Below are 16569 nucleotides of genomic sequence, written 5' to 3'. Positions count from 1 at the left end.
CCGCGAAGCGGCGATTTACCGCCGGGAGCCCGGGTCGCCAGGGCGGCGGCGATTGAGCCGCCATGGCACGTTCACAAGTGATGTCCTTACAGAGTAGCAAGGTACATAAAGTGAACGGAATAACCTCCGCTGCCGTATGTTCCCCCTCACCCCGCCCTCTCCCAACGGGAGAGGGGGTCGTCCGTGCAGGCATTATTTTGTGGGGATCCCTCTGCCCGGTGGGAGAGGGTTAGGGCAACAGCCCACACTATCTCAACACATACCCATACAACCGCTTGATCCCGTCAGCATCCTTCTCGCTGTACACACCCTGGAGTTCCGGCGAGAAGCCCGGCAGCAGGTTGATGCCCTCCTCCAGTGCCAGGAAGTAACGCTGTACCGCCCCGCCCCAGATTTCACCCGGTACCACGCACAATACGCCTGGCGGATAGGGCAGCGCCCCCTCGGCAGCAATTCGTCCCTCCGCATCTCGTATGCGCACCAGCTCTACGTTGCCGCGAATATACGCCTGGTTGGCATCCTGCGGATTCATCACCACATCAGGCAGGCTCTCTTTACGGAACATTGCCTTCTGCAAATCTTTCACATCAAAACTGACGTAGAGATCGTGCATCTCCTGACACAACTGGCGAAGGGTATAATCCCGGTAACGCACCGGGTACTTCTGGTAGATGGTCGGCAGAACATCGGCAAGTGGCGTATCGTCTTCAATATGCTGCTCAAACTGTCCCAGCATCGCGACCAGTTGCGCCAGCTTCTCACTGCTCTCGGCTGGCGTCAGCAGGAACAGGATCGAGTTGAGATCGCATTTCTCCGGCACGATGCCGTTTTCCCGCAAGTAATGCGCCAGAATAGTCGCAGGAATACCGAACCCGGTGTACTCCCCCGTTTCTGCATCAATTCCCGGCGTGGTCAGCAGCAACTTGCAAGGGTCGACAAAATACTGCTCGCAGGCATACCCCTCAAACCCGTGCCATTTGGCGCCCGGCTCAAAGCTGAAGAAGCGGCGTTCGCTGGCAATGGCGTGTGTGGGATGATCCTGCCACGGCCGACCCGCCACCACCGGCGGTATAAACGGTTTGATCATATGGCAGTTGGCAATGATCGCCTTGCGCGCCTCAATGCCCAGTTCAACACACTCGGCCCAGAGCCTGCGTCCGCTTTCGCCTTCATGGATTTTAGCGTTCACATCAAGGGCAGCAAAAAGGGGATAGAACGGGCTGGTAGACGCATGCAGCATAAACGCATTATTGAGGCGCTTATGCGGGCAAAAACGTGCCTGACCGCGAATATGGTTATCCTTTTTATGGATCTGAGAAGTTTGCGAGAACCCGGCTTGCTGTTTATGCACCGACTGGGTCACGAAAATACCCGGATCGTTCTCGTTCAGCTCCAGTAACAGCGGGGATGTTTCCGCCATCATCGGAATAAATTGCTCGTAACCCACCCAGGCCGAGTCAAAAAGGATGTAGTCACACAGATGACCGATCTTGTCGATCACCTGGCGGGCGTTGTAGATCGTGCCATCGTAGGTGCCAAGCTGAATGATCGCCAGGCGGAACGGACGCGCCTCGTCGGCTTTCTCCGGAGCCGTCTCGCGGATCAGGTTCCGCAAATAAGCGTCATCAAAGCAGTGCTCGTCAATCCCGCCAATAAAACCAAACGGGTTACGCGCTGCTTCGAGATAGACAGGCGTGGCACCTGCCTGGATCAATGCCCCATGATGGTTGGACTTATGGTTGTTGCGATCAAAAAGCACCAGGTCGCCGCGGGTCAGCAGCGCATTAGTCACCACCTTGTTGGCAGCCGACGTACCGTTTAGCACAAAGTAGGTTTTATCCGCGTTAAACACCTTAGCCGCGAACTTTTGCGCATGCTTGGCGGAACCTTCATGGATCAGCAGATCGCCCAGTTTCACATCAGCATTGCACATATCGGCGCGGAACACGTTCTCCCCAAAGAAATCATAGAACTGCCGCCCTGCTGGGTGTTTTTTGAAAAATGCACCGTGCTGGTGTCCCGGACAGGCAAAGGTGCTGTTGCCCATTTCCACATACTGGCTCAGGGTGTCGAAAAAGGGTGGCAACAGATTCTCTTCATAACGGCTGGCAGCAGTTTCCAGTTCCAGAAACTCCTGAGCTTTTCCCGAGATTACCGCGGCAGCGCCATCCAGCACTTCCATTGGCTCTTGCGAGAAAATGAACACCGGTAACTGAAAGCCCGTACGTTTCAACAACGCAAGAATACCGCTGCGACTGTCAGCCGTCGAAACAACGACTGCCGCCACATCGGTGAAATCAGTATTGTCCAGCGTCACCTTTTCACGGTGCGTAGACACAGAAGAGACCAGCTCGCGGCTGACGGCGATTTTCATGGTTTTCATAAGCGCAGTTACCCTCACCGAGTGGTGAGACAGGAAGGAGAAAATTCGCGCAATAATGTCACCTTTTATTTTCAGGTGCAAGAAGGAATCATTATGCATTAAACCACCCAAAGCCAAGCATAATGCAAGCGCCAACATGTCATAATCATGCAATACCAATGATTAAGTAACAGGAGTTAAGCGTGGTTATCGGGCCATTTATCAACGCCGGAGCCGTATTACTGGGCGGTGTTCTCGGCGCAGTGCTGAGTCAGCGGTTGCCGGAGCGTATTCGCTCATCTATGCCCTCAATATTCGGACTGGCATCGTTAGGGATTGGCATTTTGCTGGTGATCAAGTGCGCCAACCTGCCAGTGATGGTGCTGGCGACTCTGCTCGGCGCGCTAATTGGCGAATTCTGCTATCTGGAAAAAGGCATTAACAGTGCGGTGAGTAGAGCCAAAAACCTGATTTCCCGACCAGGCGGCAAGGCGAAACACGGTTCGCATGAGTCGTTTATTCAGAACTATGTAGCAATCATTATTCTGTTTTGCGCCAGCGGTACGGGGATTTTTGGTTCGATGCAGGAAGGGATGACCGGCGATCCGAGCATATTGATTGCAAAAGCGTTTCTCGATTTCTTCACCGCCACCATTTTCGCCACTACCCTTGGCGTCGCCGTTGCGGTGATTTGCGTCCCGATGCTAGTAATCCAACTGGCGCTCGCTACCTGCGCCACATTGATTCTCCCGCTGACAACGCCGGCGATGATGGCCGATTTCACTGCCGTTGGCGGACTGCTCCTGCTGGCAACCGGGCTGCGCATCTGCGGAATTAAGATGTTTGCCGTGGTGAATATGCTGCCCGCACTATTGATCGCCATGCCGCTTTCTGCGCTCTGGACACACCTTTTCGCTTAAGTTTGCGGCTAAATGGTGAGAGATTGCGCAGTCTGTAACGAAAACAACAAATTTCGTTGACGACTGAAGGCAGATCGGGTTTAATGCGCCCCGTTGCCCGGATAGCTCAGTCGGTAGAGCAGGGGATTGAAAATCCCCGTGTCCTTGGTTCGATTCCGAGTCCGGGCACCAAATTCAGTATTAACGGACGTCGCAAGACGTCCGTTTTTCGTTTTAAGCCCCATCATCGCTTTCATTATCGTCGCAACTCTGTTTGCCAAACTGAAGCTGTTATCCCCTTTTTAAGGCGTTCCAGGGGGAGATTTTTGCTCCGCAAATAACTGAGTCACCCCGTTCAAATGACGCTGAATTTGCTGTTGCGTAACCAGTGCGGCATCGCCCTGCTGGCCCTGCATCACACGAAGTTGTTCTTCCAGTGGGATCGTCTGGCTAAAGCTGTTCATCATCTGGTAGACGCTGGATTTCAGTTCGCTGACGGTGATGTATTTGCCTTTCTGTCCGTCCAGCGTATTGAGCCTGTCGGCCAACACCTGAAGTTGCTGCATGCCTTCATGCCAGCCAGTTAATGCGCTTGCAGAGAGTTTGTTTTCAGCCTGTCGTTGTTGCCACTTCTGTTTTAGTTCAGCAACTTCGGGTTTCTGGGGCCACAGCACCTTTGCCTGTGCCAGCAATCCATTGCCATACTGATATTTCCAGTCAGGGGGGAGTGCGGCCAGACTGTCCAGCTGCAATGATGCATTTTTCAGCCAGCCTGTAGGGTCAAGTTTGTCTTTATCAGATTGCTGAAGTGTCTGCACTTGAGCACTGCTCAGCGCCTGAGGAAGAGGAGCCACCGAAGCTGCAAGCGCATCCGTAGCCTCATCTACCCTGGATATATAGTGCCAGCCGGTGATTGCAATAGAACTCAGCACCAATGCGGAACAGACTCCCGCAAGAAACACCGGCCAGCGCTTCGGCGGCGGTGTTGCCGCATGCACGACCTGCACATTCAGCTCTGGCTCAGGACGAATAACGTACACCAGACGGCTGGCAGAAGATGAGTTTTCCAGGGCCGATTCCTCGACCAGCGCCTGTGGCGGCAGCGTCACCGCCTGCAGTCCACTGTCTTGTGCCGAGCTGTTTTCAAGGCGTGTCAACGCACCTTGTATCTGCTGCATCAACGGCGCAGTCAGGCAGACATGTTTCAGTTCCTGACGCACCAAAATATCGTTGATGGCTCGTAGCAGCCCTTCTGTCTGCACCAGCGCAGACAAATCACCATGATCGAGTGAAAAAGTGCGAAAAAGCTTCTGCAAGCGCTGCAAAAGCCCGTTGAGGATTTCTGCTCGGGCATGAACCGGTTGCGGCCAGAACAGCGCCCACTGATGGCTCAGCAGGGCATTCAGGATAGCCAGCCCTTCGTTCAGGCCATTGATACGGGCAAGGTGGCTACGGGCAAGCGTATACCAGGCACCGGTCTGTAACTCGACGCCATTTAGCTCAAATAATGAGAGCGACAGGGCCTCCACCTGCGACCAGTTCACGTCGGGACGAGCCGGATGGGCGAGTTTGGCCATCTCATCGCGCAGCGCAATGAAATCAGGTAGCTGACGTGGGTCACTGCCGGTTTTCACCGGGCGAGGTTGAACATCGTGCATAGTGGTTCCATCCCTGAGGATAAGCAGAAAGCCAGGTGTTATGCAGCCCGGATGGGCCGCGGCGCACGCGGGTGTGGTAGTAATATTCCGGGGCCTCATGGCGCATCATCCCACCCTTGTGGCGGAAGCTGGAGAACGGCACGTAGGTATGATGGCTCGATGACATCACCGAATCCACCGCGTATATCTCGGTATGACCGTCCTGCACGCGCATCGGACGCAGCATATATTCGGTCTGCAATGAATTGAGCGTCAGCGGGTCGGATTCCAGCGGGAACAGGTTAATTACCGGCACACAGTTCAGGCGCAGATGCTTTTCGGTAAAGCTGAAATCATGCTCCCAGCGTTCCGCCAGTACCACGTCGATTTCAAACCAGGGGATCTCAGCCGGAAAGACCACGGTCTCCAGCCCACGCAGGCCAGTAAACATGAATTTCTCACGGAAGGTGAAGTACTCCAGCAGCAGTTGATAGCCGCTAAAGCTGCTGCTTCCCTTCGGCCACAGGTCGTCATCATCGCCAAAACCCAGCGCGGTGAAATACCCGTCGAGCGGTCTTCTGTCCATGTCGCCCGGCATCCGCAGCCAGAGGCGCGCCGTGTTCATGGTGAAGGCTTCATGCATGGCGCAGGCCAGCGGTGCGTCTGCATTGAAGTAGAATGGAAGTTGGCTGAGATCAACACGACTCCAGTCGGCAAGATGGCTGCAGTTAAAGCGCAGCGTGATGACCGAGCGACCATCCGGGTCGGTTGCCAGACGCGCACTTTCAAGTGACAGCGGCTGAAGTGTGATCTCTTTGGTGGTCGTATACCGGCAGCGAGTGCCCTTCTCACCGATCGGCCGCGAGTTCACCTCGAAACCTTTGACGATGCGCATCTGCTCTTTCATCTCACGCCAGTCAGGGGTGAACTCCACCACCGACATTGACGGAATGGTACGCAGGTAATGCGGCCACAGCAGGCTGACCAGCCCTTCGGTCAGTTCAGGCAGGTCGTCATCAAGCTTTTCACGCAACCGGCCCATCAGGAAGGCAAAGCCCTCGAAAAGCCGCTCCACGTAAGGGTCGCGCGCACCCGCTTTATCGAGATTGAGCATTGCCGCCTGCTCGGGGTGAGCACGGGCAAACTCTTCACCGGCTTCCAGCAGGTAGCGCATTTCAGCGTCATAATAACGCAGGGTTAAATCGTCCATAAGAACCTGAATATATGTGTTTTAAAGGTATGCCAGGTGTTGTTACCCGCAAAGCACTGCACTGCTTGCCGGATCAAGCGCAATCAGACCTGCCAGAAGCTGGTCCATCTCCGGTTGAAGCCGCGATTTATCGGTTTCACTGCGTGTGGCTTTCATGCGCAGCAGTCTGAGGCGACGTGATTTCACTTCAAAGAGCAGTGTTGGTGTCCACTGCGTGAGGGTGATGGACTGAGCTGCTCCATCGAGTTCACCAAGCAGATGCATAGCCAGCTCATTTTTGCCCTTCTGCTCTGCTACACGGGCCATCAGCAGGCGCAGCATCCATTTGTCTTTTGTGGAGTCCGTACCGGGCCGGGTCTGCAGCCAGTGGAGTGTGTTATCAAGACCTTCGCTGTCCGCTTTCTCCAGTGCCTCAGGCTCGAGCGCCAGAATATCGTTGTCCTCCGTACTGGTTGCGCTGACCGGTTCATCCCGCCAGCCGGACATATCGTCCAGTACGCTCTGGTTTATCCAGTTCAGCGTCACTTCATCAGCAAACGGCGTACCGTCGTTAAAGGCCAGGGTTTCAAGCCCGGTGAGGCGGCGCAGCAATCCTTTCAGGTCTGCAACGATGATATCGGCCAGTACATCCTGCCCCGATTTAATCAGTGCCTGGTGGATATACCACTGCAAATCCAGCCAGAGGTGGTTGGCTCCGCGCGAGAAGGTATTGTCCGCTTGCTCCAGTATTTCCAGCCAGCTCTGTTGCAGGTACAGGCGTTTGAGCATGGCCCGCTGGTCAGCCCGCGGCGGTTCGATGCGCGTTTTCCCTTCAGCATCCGGTGCCGGAATAGCGCTTAGCGTGTCATGACGCAGACTTTTCATCAGCCGATGCGCCGCAAGCCAACCACCGGGTTGTTCACGCAGATATGCGATTCACCATCGAGCGATAGCGCCGGAGGCAGGGCGTCCGCATTTTCGGTATCAATCAACGTGCCGTCCGGGAAACGGATGTGCAAATGACGGGCCTGCAGGCGGCCCAATTTCAGAGCATCCGGTTCGAAAGTGGCATCAATCATCCCCCAGGGCTGGGAGAGCCCCAGTCGGGCAATGCATTCCGCGGACCAGGCCGCATACGCGGCCTGTTGCTGGAAGTGCTGGGGAGAGACCATAACGCCCCTGCCCCATAACGGTTGTTCCGTTCTCATTGGCTTCCTGCCTTAGCTTATGATTTCGCCTTCGGCATCTGGGAAACCAGTGACAGGTTGACGTCCATCCCTTCCACCTGGAAGTGCGGGATAGCAAACAGCTTCACGCGGAAGAAGCCCGGGTTATCCTCGATATCTTCCACCACCACTTTCGCATCGCGCAGTGGGTGTGATGCCTGCAACTCATCACCTGGATCGGTCATTTCTGTCACCAGACCGCGAACCCAAGTGTTCAGTTCCAGCTCCAGCAGACGACGATCTTTAGTGGTGCCGATATTTTCACGCTGAATCAACTTCAGGTAATGTGCGATACGCGACAGAAGGAAGATGTACGGCAGACGGGCGTTGATGCGGCTGTTAGCGGTAGCGTCAGCAGTGTCGTACAGCGCCGGTTTCTGGGTGGAGTTCGCCGAGAAGAAGCACGCATAATCGCGGTTGCGGTAGTAGGACAAGGGAATGAACCCCAGATTCGCAAATTCAAATTCACGGGTTTCCGGGATCATCACTTCTGACGGGATCTTGACCTGATTACCGGTGCCCAGGTCATACAGATGGATTGGTAAGTCCTGAACGGCACCACCGGCCTGCGGGCCACGAATTTGTACACACCATCCGTTATTGATGAAGCTGCGAACCATGTTGGATGCAAAGGCAAACGAGGCGTTGGTCCACAGGTATTTGTCGTGATCCGGCCCCTTCACTTCCTCGACGTAGTTGAAGCTGCGCACCGGCACAGTGTCCGGGCCATACGGCAGACGACCCAGCACGCGTGGCATCACCAGGCCGATATAACGGGAATCATCCGTCTCGCGGAACGATTTCCACTTGATGTACTCCGCACGGTCGAAGTAGTTACCAATGTCTTTGATGGCCGCGACATCTTCCATGGTATCTTTCAGGAAGAATTTCGGACCTGCAGAGCCGATAAACGGCATATGCGCGGCTGCAGAGACTTTCGAGATGTTGCGCAACAGGGCAACATCCTGCGCAGACGCGTCAAATTCGTAAGCGGAAATCAGCGCAGCAATCGGCTCTCCACCCGGCGTGTCATACTCATCAATGTATGTCTGTTTATATAATCCGCTCTGGATAATTTCCGGGCTATCTTCGAAGTCCTGACGCAGATCTTCTTTAGACATATCAAGCAGTTCGACTTTCACGTTCTGGCGGAAATCGGTTTTGTCGACAAGGGATTTAACACCGCGCCACAAACTTTCTACCGCCTGAAAGTCTTCATGGTGCATGACAGCGTCAAGCTGACGACTAATCTGGTAATCCAGCTCTGCGATATGATGGTCAATCAGGTTTTTGTCGAGTTTTTCAACTTTCGAACCCGATTTTGTCAGGCACTCCAGAAACACCTGCATCCCGGCTGTTAGACGTTCATCAGCGGTCGCATCCGACATCGCCTGCGCATCTTGCCAGATAGCCGCAATAAACAATACCAGGGTAACCGCCAGCAGCGCTTTATAGGGCTGACCGGTAAAGCGTCTGCGCTGTGCCATACCATATAGCCACGCCGCAAAGCTCACCACCACCGCACTGGCAAGCATGGCCGCCAACGCCGTCGTACCTGCCTGCTGTGTAAGTACCCACACCAGCCAGGCGAAGGCACCGAGCATTGGGAACGCCAGCCCACGCTTGAGGATATCCATCCAGGCACCAGGGCGGGGCAAGCGTTCGGCAATGGCCGGGAAGAGTGAGATCAGCGTAAACGGTGCAGCGAACCCGAGTGCCAGCGCGAGAAAAATACCCAGCGAAACGGCCGGGGTCTGCACCAGTGCGTACCCTACCGCCCCGGCCATAAAGGGTGCAGAGCATGGTGTCGCGACCACAATCGCCAGCGCGCCAGTTAATGCCGAGCGGGTAAACGCGCCGCGCCCGACCGAAATTTCCCCTGCCCGTTGCAGTGATAACCCCACCTCAAACACACCGAGCAGGTTCAGTGCCGCTCCCAGAATAACCAGCGCCAGCGCAGCAATCACCAGCGGTGACTGAAGCTGGAACCCCCAGCCAACAGCCATTCCACCCGCCCGTAACGCCAACAATACGCCTGCTAAGACCAGCATGGTAAAAATCACACCCAGCAGAAACCCAAGCCCTTCGGTGCGCGCACTCCGGGTATCGCCCTGATGACGTAAAATTCCTAACGCCTTAAGGGAGATAACCGGAAATACACAAGGCATGAAGTTGAGAATAATGCCGCCCACAAAGGCGGCCAGCATCGCTGTTAACATAGCAAACCCCGGCGGCTAAATTACGAATGCGAATTTGCGTATTTTTTCACGGCATCCATGGTTTTCTGGATGTGCTCGTCAGGGTTACGATCGGTATAACTCATCAGGATCTTGCCATCCGGTGCGATAACGAATGAAGTACGGTCAGACACCGTTTTACCGTTCATCTGCATCAACGTCTGGTATTCGGCTGCCACTTTCGCGCCAGGATCAGCCGCAACGGCAAATTTATCGCGACACTCCAGCTTCGAGAACTCATCCACCTGATCGACGTTGCCGGCGGTTACCCCCACCACAGTTGCCCCCAGTTTTCTGAAGTCATCCGTCGCTTCAGCGAAAGCATGAGCCTCAAGGGTGCAGCCTTTGGTAAAGGCCGCCGGGAAGAAATAGAGCACCACCGGGCCTTTCTGCAGCGCCTGCTGAAGGGAGAAAGTGAGCGGTTTACCGCCAAGCGCGCCCTGCAGACTGAAATCCGGCGCTTTCGCACCCGCTTCAAGGGCAGCATGAGCACTCAGGGTGAAAAGGGAAAGACTCAAAACGGCGGCGGCTGACAAGGTTTTCAAACGTTTCATGGTCGGCTCCATCAGGGAAAAAGGTGCTGTATGAATAATAGTTCGCACGCTAACGCCTGAAGGTTTCGCTCACGGATAAAAAAAATCCGCAAGGGTCGCTTGCGGATCTTTGCTTACGTTCTGCGGAGGCTATTCATCTTTCACCACAATCAATGGCTCAATATCGCTCTCTTTCTTCACCACCAGCGAGTCGTCACCGCGCAGGCAGGTTCCGCCGTAGTTACCGCCCACGGTAAAGGTACAAACCTGAATGTGTTTGCCATCAACGTTTGGCAGGCACCACAGCTGCTGGTAGATGTTTTTGCGGTCGACAAACTTGCCGCTGGATTTATCCAGCAGCTCATCCTCAGGGCTGATCAAATCGATATTGCTGCCGCAGCGTCCGGCAATCGGTTTAACGGCATAGCCGGTCTGTTTCAGCAGGTCGTTAACCTCAAAATCGGTATCAAGCAGGTAACGATGGTTCGGGAACAGTTGCCAGAGTACCGGGAGGATCGCTTTGTTGCCGGGAATAACCGTCCACAGCGGTTCAAACACCAGAACTTCCGGGCGCAGCAGGACGTCGATCAGCCGGACTTCACTCTCGGGATGTCCGGTACGGATCGGTACTGCGGCATACTCGGTTTCGCTCACCTCGCGGATTTGTTCGATTGCGGTTTCCCACGCCCAGGTCTTCCACACGCAATTCACGTGACGGCCTTCGTCGTCAATCAGTTGTCCGGCAGCATCCCAGCTCAGGGCACTGAGCCCATGCAGAATTTTGGTTTCAAACCCGGCCTGCAACAAAGAACGCTGAATAAAGAGCGCGTGATAATCCTCCTCGACATCGTTGTCCTGCATGATGTGCACAAACGGACGCGCATGGCTGTGTTTCCACGCCCCGGTCAGTTCTTCCAGCAACCCTTCCGCCGGATTGTGCCCGTTGCCGCGGTAACCGTTTTTGACCCACTCTTCGAGGATTAACCCACCCTCAGTGTGACAGGATGCGGAATCAGCGTTGTACTCGTAAACCTTGATGCCCCGCTCATCCATGCAGAAATCCATACGACCGGTAATCATGTGGTGACGGCGCCATTGCCAGGAGAGACGCAGACGTGGCCAGAGGATTTTAGGGATGTCGAAAAGTGCCAGTAAGTTGTCGTCTTTCAACACTTTGTCGGTCGCGTGCAGGTACATCAGGTGCAGTTCGTTAGTCGCTTTGATCAGCTCCTGCTCGGCGCTTTCCGTGATGGTGAAGTACTGGCAGGGATCTTTATTGATAAAGTGGCCGTTCGCGCGGACATATGCTTGCTGCAACGTGTCGTTTTCGTTAAGCCATTTACCGTCGAACTGACGTTTGTTTTTCAGCCGCGCGCCGCTGATTTTCAACAACGCACCGTCGATTTCCGGCTGGGGAATGCTGTGTTCGGTGTCGTCCGTCTGGATCATCCAGCCGAGAATTTCAGTGTCGGTGAAGGTGTCATGAATGGTGTAGCACCCGTTCTCGACACTCAAACGCAGCTCGCGCGTCCACTGCTGCCCAAGCGGCAACGGAGAGTGGATGACGTTCTGCTCCGCGATACGGACCTTATCGTCCAGAAGTTGGGTAATAACCGCAACGTGGCCGGTCTCATGAAACTCCCCACCCTTTTGCCAGATAAGCAGCGCTCCGGCTCGCGGCGCGCGTTTTGAGCCATTGGCGAAGGCCTGCAGCGGCAGAATGTTATCGTTCACCACCTGGCGCAAAAAACGCAGGGAGAAGATCTCCCACGCCATGCCGACATCGGTAAAAACGAAACCATAGTTGAGGAACAGGAAACGGCGGGCAAACTCAACACATTGCCACTTGTGGCCCATGTATTCGTTGCCGATATAGCTGCGAAAATCCGCATCTTCCGGGTACTTACGCGGATCAAGACTGCCGTAATTTGAAGAGTAAATCGCCACGCCACCCGGCGCATAGCCTAATAACGTCCCGAATGGCGCGTCACTGCTTAACTTTCCTTTACGCATGTATCCAACCTAAAACAGGCAGGCGGCAATTTTTTTAAAGGGTTGTCGTCGTCTGCACGTTGTAATTAACCTGACAGAGGTGGATTTATCATACACCTACACTGACCGTTGCGCTCACATCGTTAAACGGTCGCTTCATCTCCTGCTAAACTCCCTCAACACATCACTCAAAAGGCAGGCCAACATGTCAGACAACACTTATCAGCCACCGAAAGTGTGGGAATGGAAAAAGAACAACGGCGGTGCATTCGCCAACATCAACCGTCCCATCTCCGGTGCGACACATGAGAAAGAACTCCCTGTGGGTTCTCATCCGCTTCAGCTCTACTCCCTGGGAACACCGAACGGTCAGAAAGTAACGATTATGCTCGAAGAGCTGCTGGCGCTGGGCGTAACAGGGGCCGAGTACGATGCGTGGTTGATCCGCATTGGCGAAGGCGATCAGTTCTCCAGCGGCTTTGTTGAGGTGAACCCAAACTCGAAAATACCCGCACTTCGTGACCACTCCACGACCCCACCGACGCGCGTATTTGAATCCGGTAGCATTCTGCTTTACCTGGCAGAAAAATTTGGTCACTTCCTGCCAAAAGATCCTGCAGGCCGCACAGAAACCCTGAACTGGCTGTTCTGGCTGCAAGGGGCCGCCCCGTTCCTCGGCGGTGGTTTTGGCCACTTCTACAACTACGCGCCGGTGAAAATTGAATATGCGATTGACCGCTTCACCATGGAAGCCAAACGCCTGTTCGACGTGCTGGATAAACAACTCGCCCGCGGCCGTTATGTGGCAGGTGAAGAATACACCATCGCCGATATGGCAATCTGGCCGTGGTTTGGCTGCGTCGCGCTGGGGAGCGTATATAACGCCGCCGAGTTCCTGGACGCGGAGAAGTACACCAACGTTCAGCGCTGGGCGAAAGACATTGCGCATCGCCCAGCCGTGAAGCGTGGACGTATCGTGAACCGCACCAGCGGTGAGTTGAACGAGCAGCTCCACGAACGCCACGCTGCGAGTGACTTCGATACCCATACTGAAGACAAACGTCAGGCATGATGACTGGCCGGGCGGGTCACCGCCCGGCTGCAAGGATCCTTTCCCAGGGCATGATTAGCCTAAAGGCTGACCCTATATTGCTGGCACTATTTGTCCGTTTTTCTCACACCAGACGGTGAGACACGACGAATTAACCGACAGCAGTCACAAAGGATCTGTTATGAAACTTATTAAAACAACGCTGGTTATCAGCGCTCTCATTTTTTCTACCTCGGGAATGGCCATCGACAAAACCGCTGCCGGCGCGGTAGCAGGCGCGGCTATTGGCGCAGCCACGGGCAAAGATCTGAAATCAACCGTTGGCGGCGCCGTCGTTGGTGCAGGCACGGGTGCGATGTTCAAAAACGGCGAAAAAGGCAAAGACGCACGTAAGGGCGGTGCCGTAGGTGCTGTGGTTGGCGCGGGCGCGGCTGCGGTGACAGGCAATAACGTGCTGAAAGGTGCGGCCGTTGGCGCGGGTACAGGCGCGCTGATTGGTGAAGCGACGCACTGATAAGATCTCGCCGGGCGACACTGCGTTTTGCCCGGCCTCATTGTTGTTCATTCATAATCCCCGCACTAAATCTCTAATTTCTGCGATCCGCTTTCAGAAATAACATCTTCCCCCCTGTCACAACGATGTTAACAATTGCCAGTCGTAGCCTGAAGATTACAATGCATTTGCTTATCGTAAACTACAGGCTACAATAATGGCTAAAGTTAAACACTACATCACAGCAGACGGGTATGACCCTTTTGATGCATATCTGAGAAGTGTGAAAGATCCCATAGCAAAAGCCATGATTGCTACGCGTGTCGCCAGAATGTCAACGGGTAACTATGGTGATTGCAAGCCATGCAGAGAGAGCGTTTCAGAGCTCAGAATTAACCAGGGGCCGGGTTACCGTGTCTATTTCAGCGAAGTCTCCGATCCGGAAGATGGCGCAGTGAGTCTGGTGTTATTGACTGGTACGAAAAAAAAGCAAAATGCAGATATTGAAAGGGCCGTTGAGTACCTCAACGACTACAACCGCAGAATATAAGAGGAAATCGTAATGGCTAAATCAGTACTACATGATGACGCAATGGTACAGCTCCTGAAAGATTCTCCGGATTTCGCGCCCGTATATCTTCATCAGGCTTTCATTGAAATTGACGAGCCCGGAGGCTATGAGGCGTTCATGCTGGCTTTACGGCATGTCATTGAAGCCTCTGGCGGGATGACTGTCATTGCTAAACGTGCAGGTATTTCCCGCGAATCACTCTATAAATCACTCTCACCAAACGGTAACCCCTCATTTAAGCGTATCGCAGAAGTGGCATCTGCAACGGGATACCCGATTTCCCGAATTGCAGCTGCAGGGTTAAACGCACCAGCGTGAGACGCACGTCAAAACACGCCCGAAAGTGCTAGCCGGACGAAGCATCAATGACGATCGTCATACTGAAACGCTATTGGAAAAGGCGGTAGGAGACATGCCTGCATGCCGCCTCACCAGTTGCATTAATACTTAATGTCCCGCGCTTTTTGCCGTCCGGCCTGTTTCATCTGACGCTTGTCCTGACGGCAGTCGTGATTACTCTGGTTATTGTTCGCCACGCAGGTCTGCTTCACCTGCCGTGACGCGTCGCGGGTTTCCTGCCTGACATCACGCGACACACGCCGCTCCTGCGCCTGCTGGGTCGCACTGGCAAAAACCGAGAACAGCATCAGAAAAATGAAAGAGATAACAGGGATAACTGACAACGATCTGTTCATAGCAACACCTCATAGAAGAGAGCCCAGAACGTCAGGGGGTTAGCAAAAGAATAGCAGTTTCAGCGCTCGCTGAATGAGGAAGGCGTTAATAATGCAAGGCCACACCAGGCGGCCTTGCAACGTTGCGTTATGCCGTCAGGCGGAACTTCTGCACCGAGCGCTGAAGCTCTTCGGTCTGGCGCTCCAGCGCCGCCGCTGCCGCAGAAACCTCTTCCACCAGCGAGGCGTTCTGCTGGGTAACACCGTCCATCTGCGTAATGGCAATCCCGACCTGAGAAATACCCTTACTTTGCTCCTCAGAGGCGGAAGCGATTTGCTTCATAATGGTCGTCACTTCCGTCACGTCGCGCAAAATCGCATCCATGGTGGTGCCCGTGTCGCCCACCAGTTGGGCCCCCTGCTCTACGCGGTTAACAGAATCAGCGATCAGCCCTTCAATTTCTTTTGCCGCGTTGGCGCTGCGGCTTGCCAGGTTACGGACTTCACCCGCCACCACGGCGAAACCACGGCCCTGTTCACCCGCGCGCGCCGCTTCAACGGCCGCATTGAGTGCCAGAATATTCGTCTGGAAGGCAATGCTGTTGATGACGTTAGTGATTTCAGCAATTTTCTTCGAGCTTTCAGAAATGCCGCTCATGGTGGTCACCACTTCTTCCACCAGCGAGCCGCCACGGCTGGCAGTGGTCGATGCCACATCTGCCAGTTGGCTTGCCTGACGCGCGCTTTCCGCGTTCAGTTTCACAGTTGCAGTCAGTTGTTCCATGCTGGCAGCCGTCTCTTCCAGTGCAGCAGCCTGCTCTTCAGTACGGGAAGAGAGATCGTTATTACCGCTGGAGATTTCCGTCGCACCGCGCCAGATATTTTCACTGCCGGAGCGGATCGTGCTGACCGCTTCGCGCAGACTGTCCTGCATCGCGCTCAACAAAGGAACCAGCTGTCCCACGCAGTTGCGGCCGAAAGGTTCAATTGGCTGACTGAGATCGCCCAGGGCAATCTGGCGGAACTGCTGGCGAATGCGGCCCAGCGGTTTGACCAGCATCGCGACCAGGTAGCGGTCGGTGAAAAGCAGGATCAGCAGGCCAATAATGGTGGCGGTGATAATCACCGTACGGGTCATACTGGTCAGGTTGTCCACCACCACACGGGTGCTGTCGAGCGCCTTAGCGGCCGCGTTGTTAAAGTTCTCAGCTGCGGCACCAAACGCGCGGCTTAGCGGTGGGGTAACGTTATTGGCCTGCTGGCGATAGCCATCCAGAGTCTCCAGCTTCGCCTGCTGCATTTGCGGCGTGACACCTTGATCAAGCAGCGCCTGCCAGGTACCGATGACCTGAGCAGAAATCTGTTCGTCCATCGGTCCTGGCGAGATCGCTTTCATCTCGGCGAGTTTCTTACCCATGTTATCCAGAGCCTGTTGGGCAGAGGCCAAATCCGGCGTGCCACCTGCGGCTTTGACTTCCATCGCACGGCTCAAACGGGTCACGAAGCGGAAATATTGATCATTACCCTGACTGAGTACCGTCATCTGTTTGACCAGTTGACGATCCACGTCATTGCCATCCGAAACACGCGAAAGGGACCAGGTACTGTACAGACCAACACCCGCCCACATTAAACAAAAGATCCCGAGGATCGTCAGCATGACGAAGCGGATCGTGAAATTACGGAGCATATTCATAAGTCTTCC

11 protein-coding genes, 1 tRNA gene and 5 pseudogenes are annotated in these 16569 nt (G+C 54.7%); 6 read left to right on the top strand and 11 right to left on the bottom strand.

The genetic code is table 11. From position 1 onward, the window contains the following. Window positions 1-247: 247 nt before the first annotated feature. Window positions 248-2383 (bottom strand): ornithine decarboxylase, encoded by a 2136-nt coding sequence (locus tag HED65_RS20825; RefSeq protein WP_114980016.1) that lies wholly within the window; start codon window positions 2381-2383, stop codon window positions 248-250. Window positions 2384-2565: 182 nt separating this feature from the next. Between HED65_RS20825 and HED65_RS20820 the strand changes: the two genes are divergently transcribed. Both HED65_RS20820 and HED65_RS20815 read left to right on the top strand, forming a co-directional pair. Continuing rightward, window positions 2566-3282 carry a DUF554 domain-containing protein gene (locus HED65_RS20820; protein ID WP_114979999.1) on the top strand — a complete coding sequence of 239 codons (717 nt, stop codon included), beginning with the start codon at window positions 2566-2568 and terminating at the stop codon, window positions 3280-3282. 95 nt (window positions 3283-3377) lie between these two features. Beyond that, window positions 3378-3453 (top strand) — tRNA-Phe (locus HED65_RS20815). Window positions 3454-3563: 110 nt separating this feature from the next. Here HED65_RS20815 and HED65_RS20810 read toward each other — a convergent pair. From HED65_RS20810 to gss, 8 genes and pseudogenes are all read right to left on the bottom strand, one after another. After that, window positions 3564-4919 carry a VasL domain-containing protein gene (locus HED65_RS20810; RefSeq protein WP_114979998.1) on the bottom strand — a complete coding sequence of 452 codons (1356 nt, stop codon included), beginning with the start codon at window positions 4917-4919 and terminating at the stop codon, window positions 3564-3566. A 28-nt stretch (window positions 4920-4947) separates the two neighbouring features. Next, window positions 4948-6108: pseudogene (gene tssF / locus HED65_RS20805) on the bottom strand (type VI secretion system baseplate subunit TssF); the annotation flags it as partial. Window positions 6109-6150: 42 nt separating this feature from the next. Further along, window positions 6151-7017: pseudogene (locus HED65_RS20800) on the bottom strand (type VI secretion system domain-containing protein); the annotation flags it as partial. An 8-nt stretch (window positions 7018-7025) separates the two neighbouring features. Then, window positions 7026-7295, bottom strand: a pseudogene (gene tssK / locus HED65_RS20795) (type VI secretion system baseplate subunit TssK); the annotation flags it as partial. Window positions 7296-7312: 17 nt separating this feature from the next. Further along, window positions 7313-8722: pseudogene (tssC, locus tag HED65_RS22830) on the bottom strand (type VI secretion system contractile sheath large subunit); the annotation flags it as partial. A gap of 180 nt (window positions 8723-8902) precedes the next feature. Then, a pseudogene (locus HED65_RS22825) lies at window positions 8903-9520 on the bottom strand (cytochrome c biogenesis protein CcdA); the annotation flags it as partial. Window positions 9521-9552: 32 nt separating this feature from the next. Beyond that, the gene (locus HED65_RS20785) at window positions 9553-10104 is read right to left on the bottom strand and encodes a peroxiredoxin (RefSeq protein ID WP_114979996.1); all 552 of its coding nucleotides are present in this window, start codon (window positions 10102-10104) and stop codon (window positions 9553-9555) included. 129 nt (window positions 10105-10233) lie between these two features. Next, the gene (gss, locus tag HED65_RS20780) at window positions 10234-12096 is read right to left on the bottom strand and encodes a bifunctional glutathionylspermidine amidase/synthase (protein ID WP_114979995.1); all 1863 of its coding nucleotides are present in this window, start codon (window positions 12094-12096) and stop codon (window positions 10234-10236) included. 184 nt (window positions 12097-12280) lie between these two features. Between gss and yghU the strand changes: the two genes are divergently transcribed. The 4 genes from yghU to HED65_RS20760 all read left to right on the top strand — a co-directional run bounded on the left by yghU (window position 12281) and on the right by HED65_RS20760 (window position 14508). Continuing rightward, a complete protein-coding gene (yghU, locus tag HED65_RS20775) occupies window positions 12281-13147 on the top strand; it encodes a glutathione-dependent disulfide-bond oxidoreductase (protein ID WP_114979994.1) in 867 nt (288 codons plus the stop codon). 160 nt (window positions 13148-13307) lie between these two features. Beyond that, the gene (locus HED65_RS20770) at window positions 13308-13640 is read left to right on the top strand and encodes a glycine zipper domain-containing protein (protein WP_114979993.1); all 333 of its coding nucleotides are present in this window, start codon (window positions 13308-13310) and stop codon (window positions 13638-13640) included. Window positions 13641-13836: 196 nt separating this feature from the next. Continuing rightward, window positions 13837-14169, top strand: coding sequence for a type II toxin-antitoxin system RelE/ParE family toxin (locus HED65_RS20765; protein ID WP_114979992.1), 333 nt, complete (start codon window positions 13837-13839; stop codon window positions 14167-14169). A gap of 12 nt (window positions 14170-14181) precedes the next feature. Continuing rightward, window positions 14182-14508: a helix-turn-helix domain-containing transcriptional regulator gene (locus tag HED65_RS20760; RefSeq protein ID WP_032640599.1), complete on the top strand. Its 327-nt coding sequence runs from the start codon at window positions 14182-14184 to the stop codon at window positions 14506-14508. A 122-nt stretch (window positions 14509-14630) separates the two neighbouring features. Here the strand turns inward: HED65_RS20760 and HED65_RS20755 are convergent, their stop codons facing one another. After that, complete coding sequence (locus tag HED65_RS20755) at window positions 14631-14885, bottom strand: hypothetical protein (RefSeq protein WP_114979991.1); 255 nt, start codon at window positions 14883-14885, stop codon at window positions 14631-14633. A gap of 127 nt (window positions 14886-15012) precedes the next feature. After that, the gene (locus HED65_RS20750; protein WP_114979990.1) at window positions 15013-16560 is read right to left on the bottom strand and encodes a methyl-accepting chemotaxis protein; all 1548 of its coding nucleotides are present in this window, start codon (window positions 16558-16560) and stop codon (window positions 15013-15015) included. Window positions 16561-16569 lie beyond the last annotated feature (9 nt).

The sequence above is a fragment of the Pantoea sp. LS15 genome (assembly GCF_012241585.1).
In the GTDB taxonomy this organism is placed as follows: Bacteria; Pseudomonadota; Gammaproteobacteria; order Enterobacterales; family Enterobacteriaceae; genus Enterobacter.
This window is presented reverse-complemented; position numbering and strand designations above follow the sequence as displayed.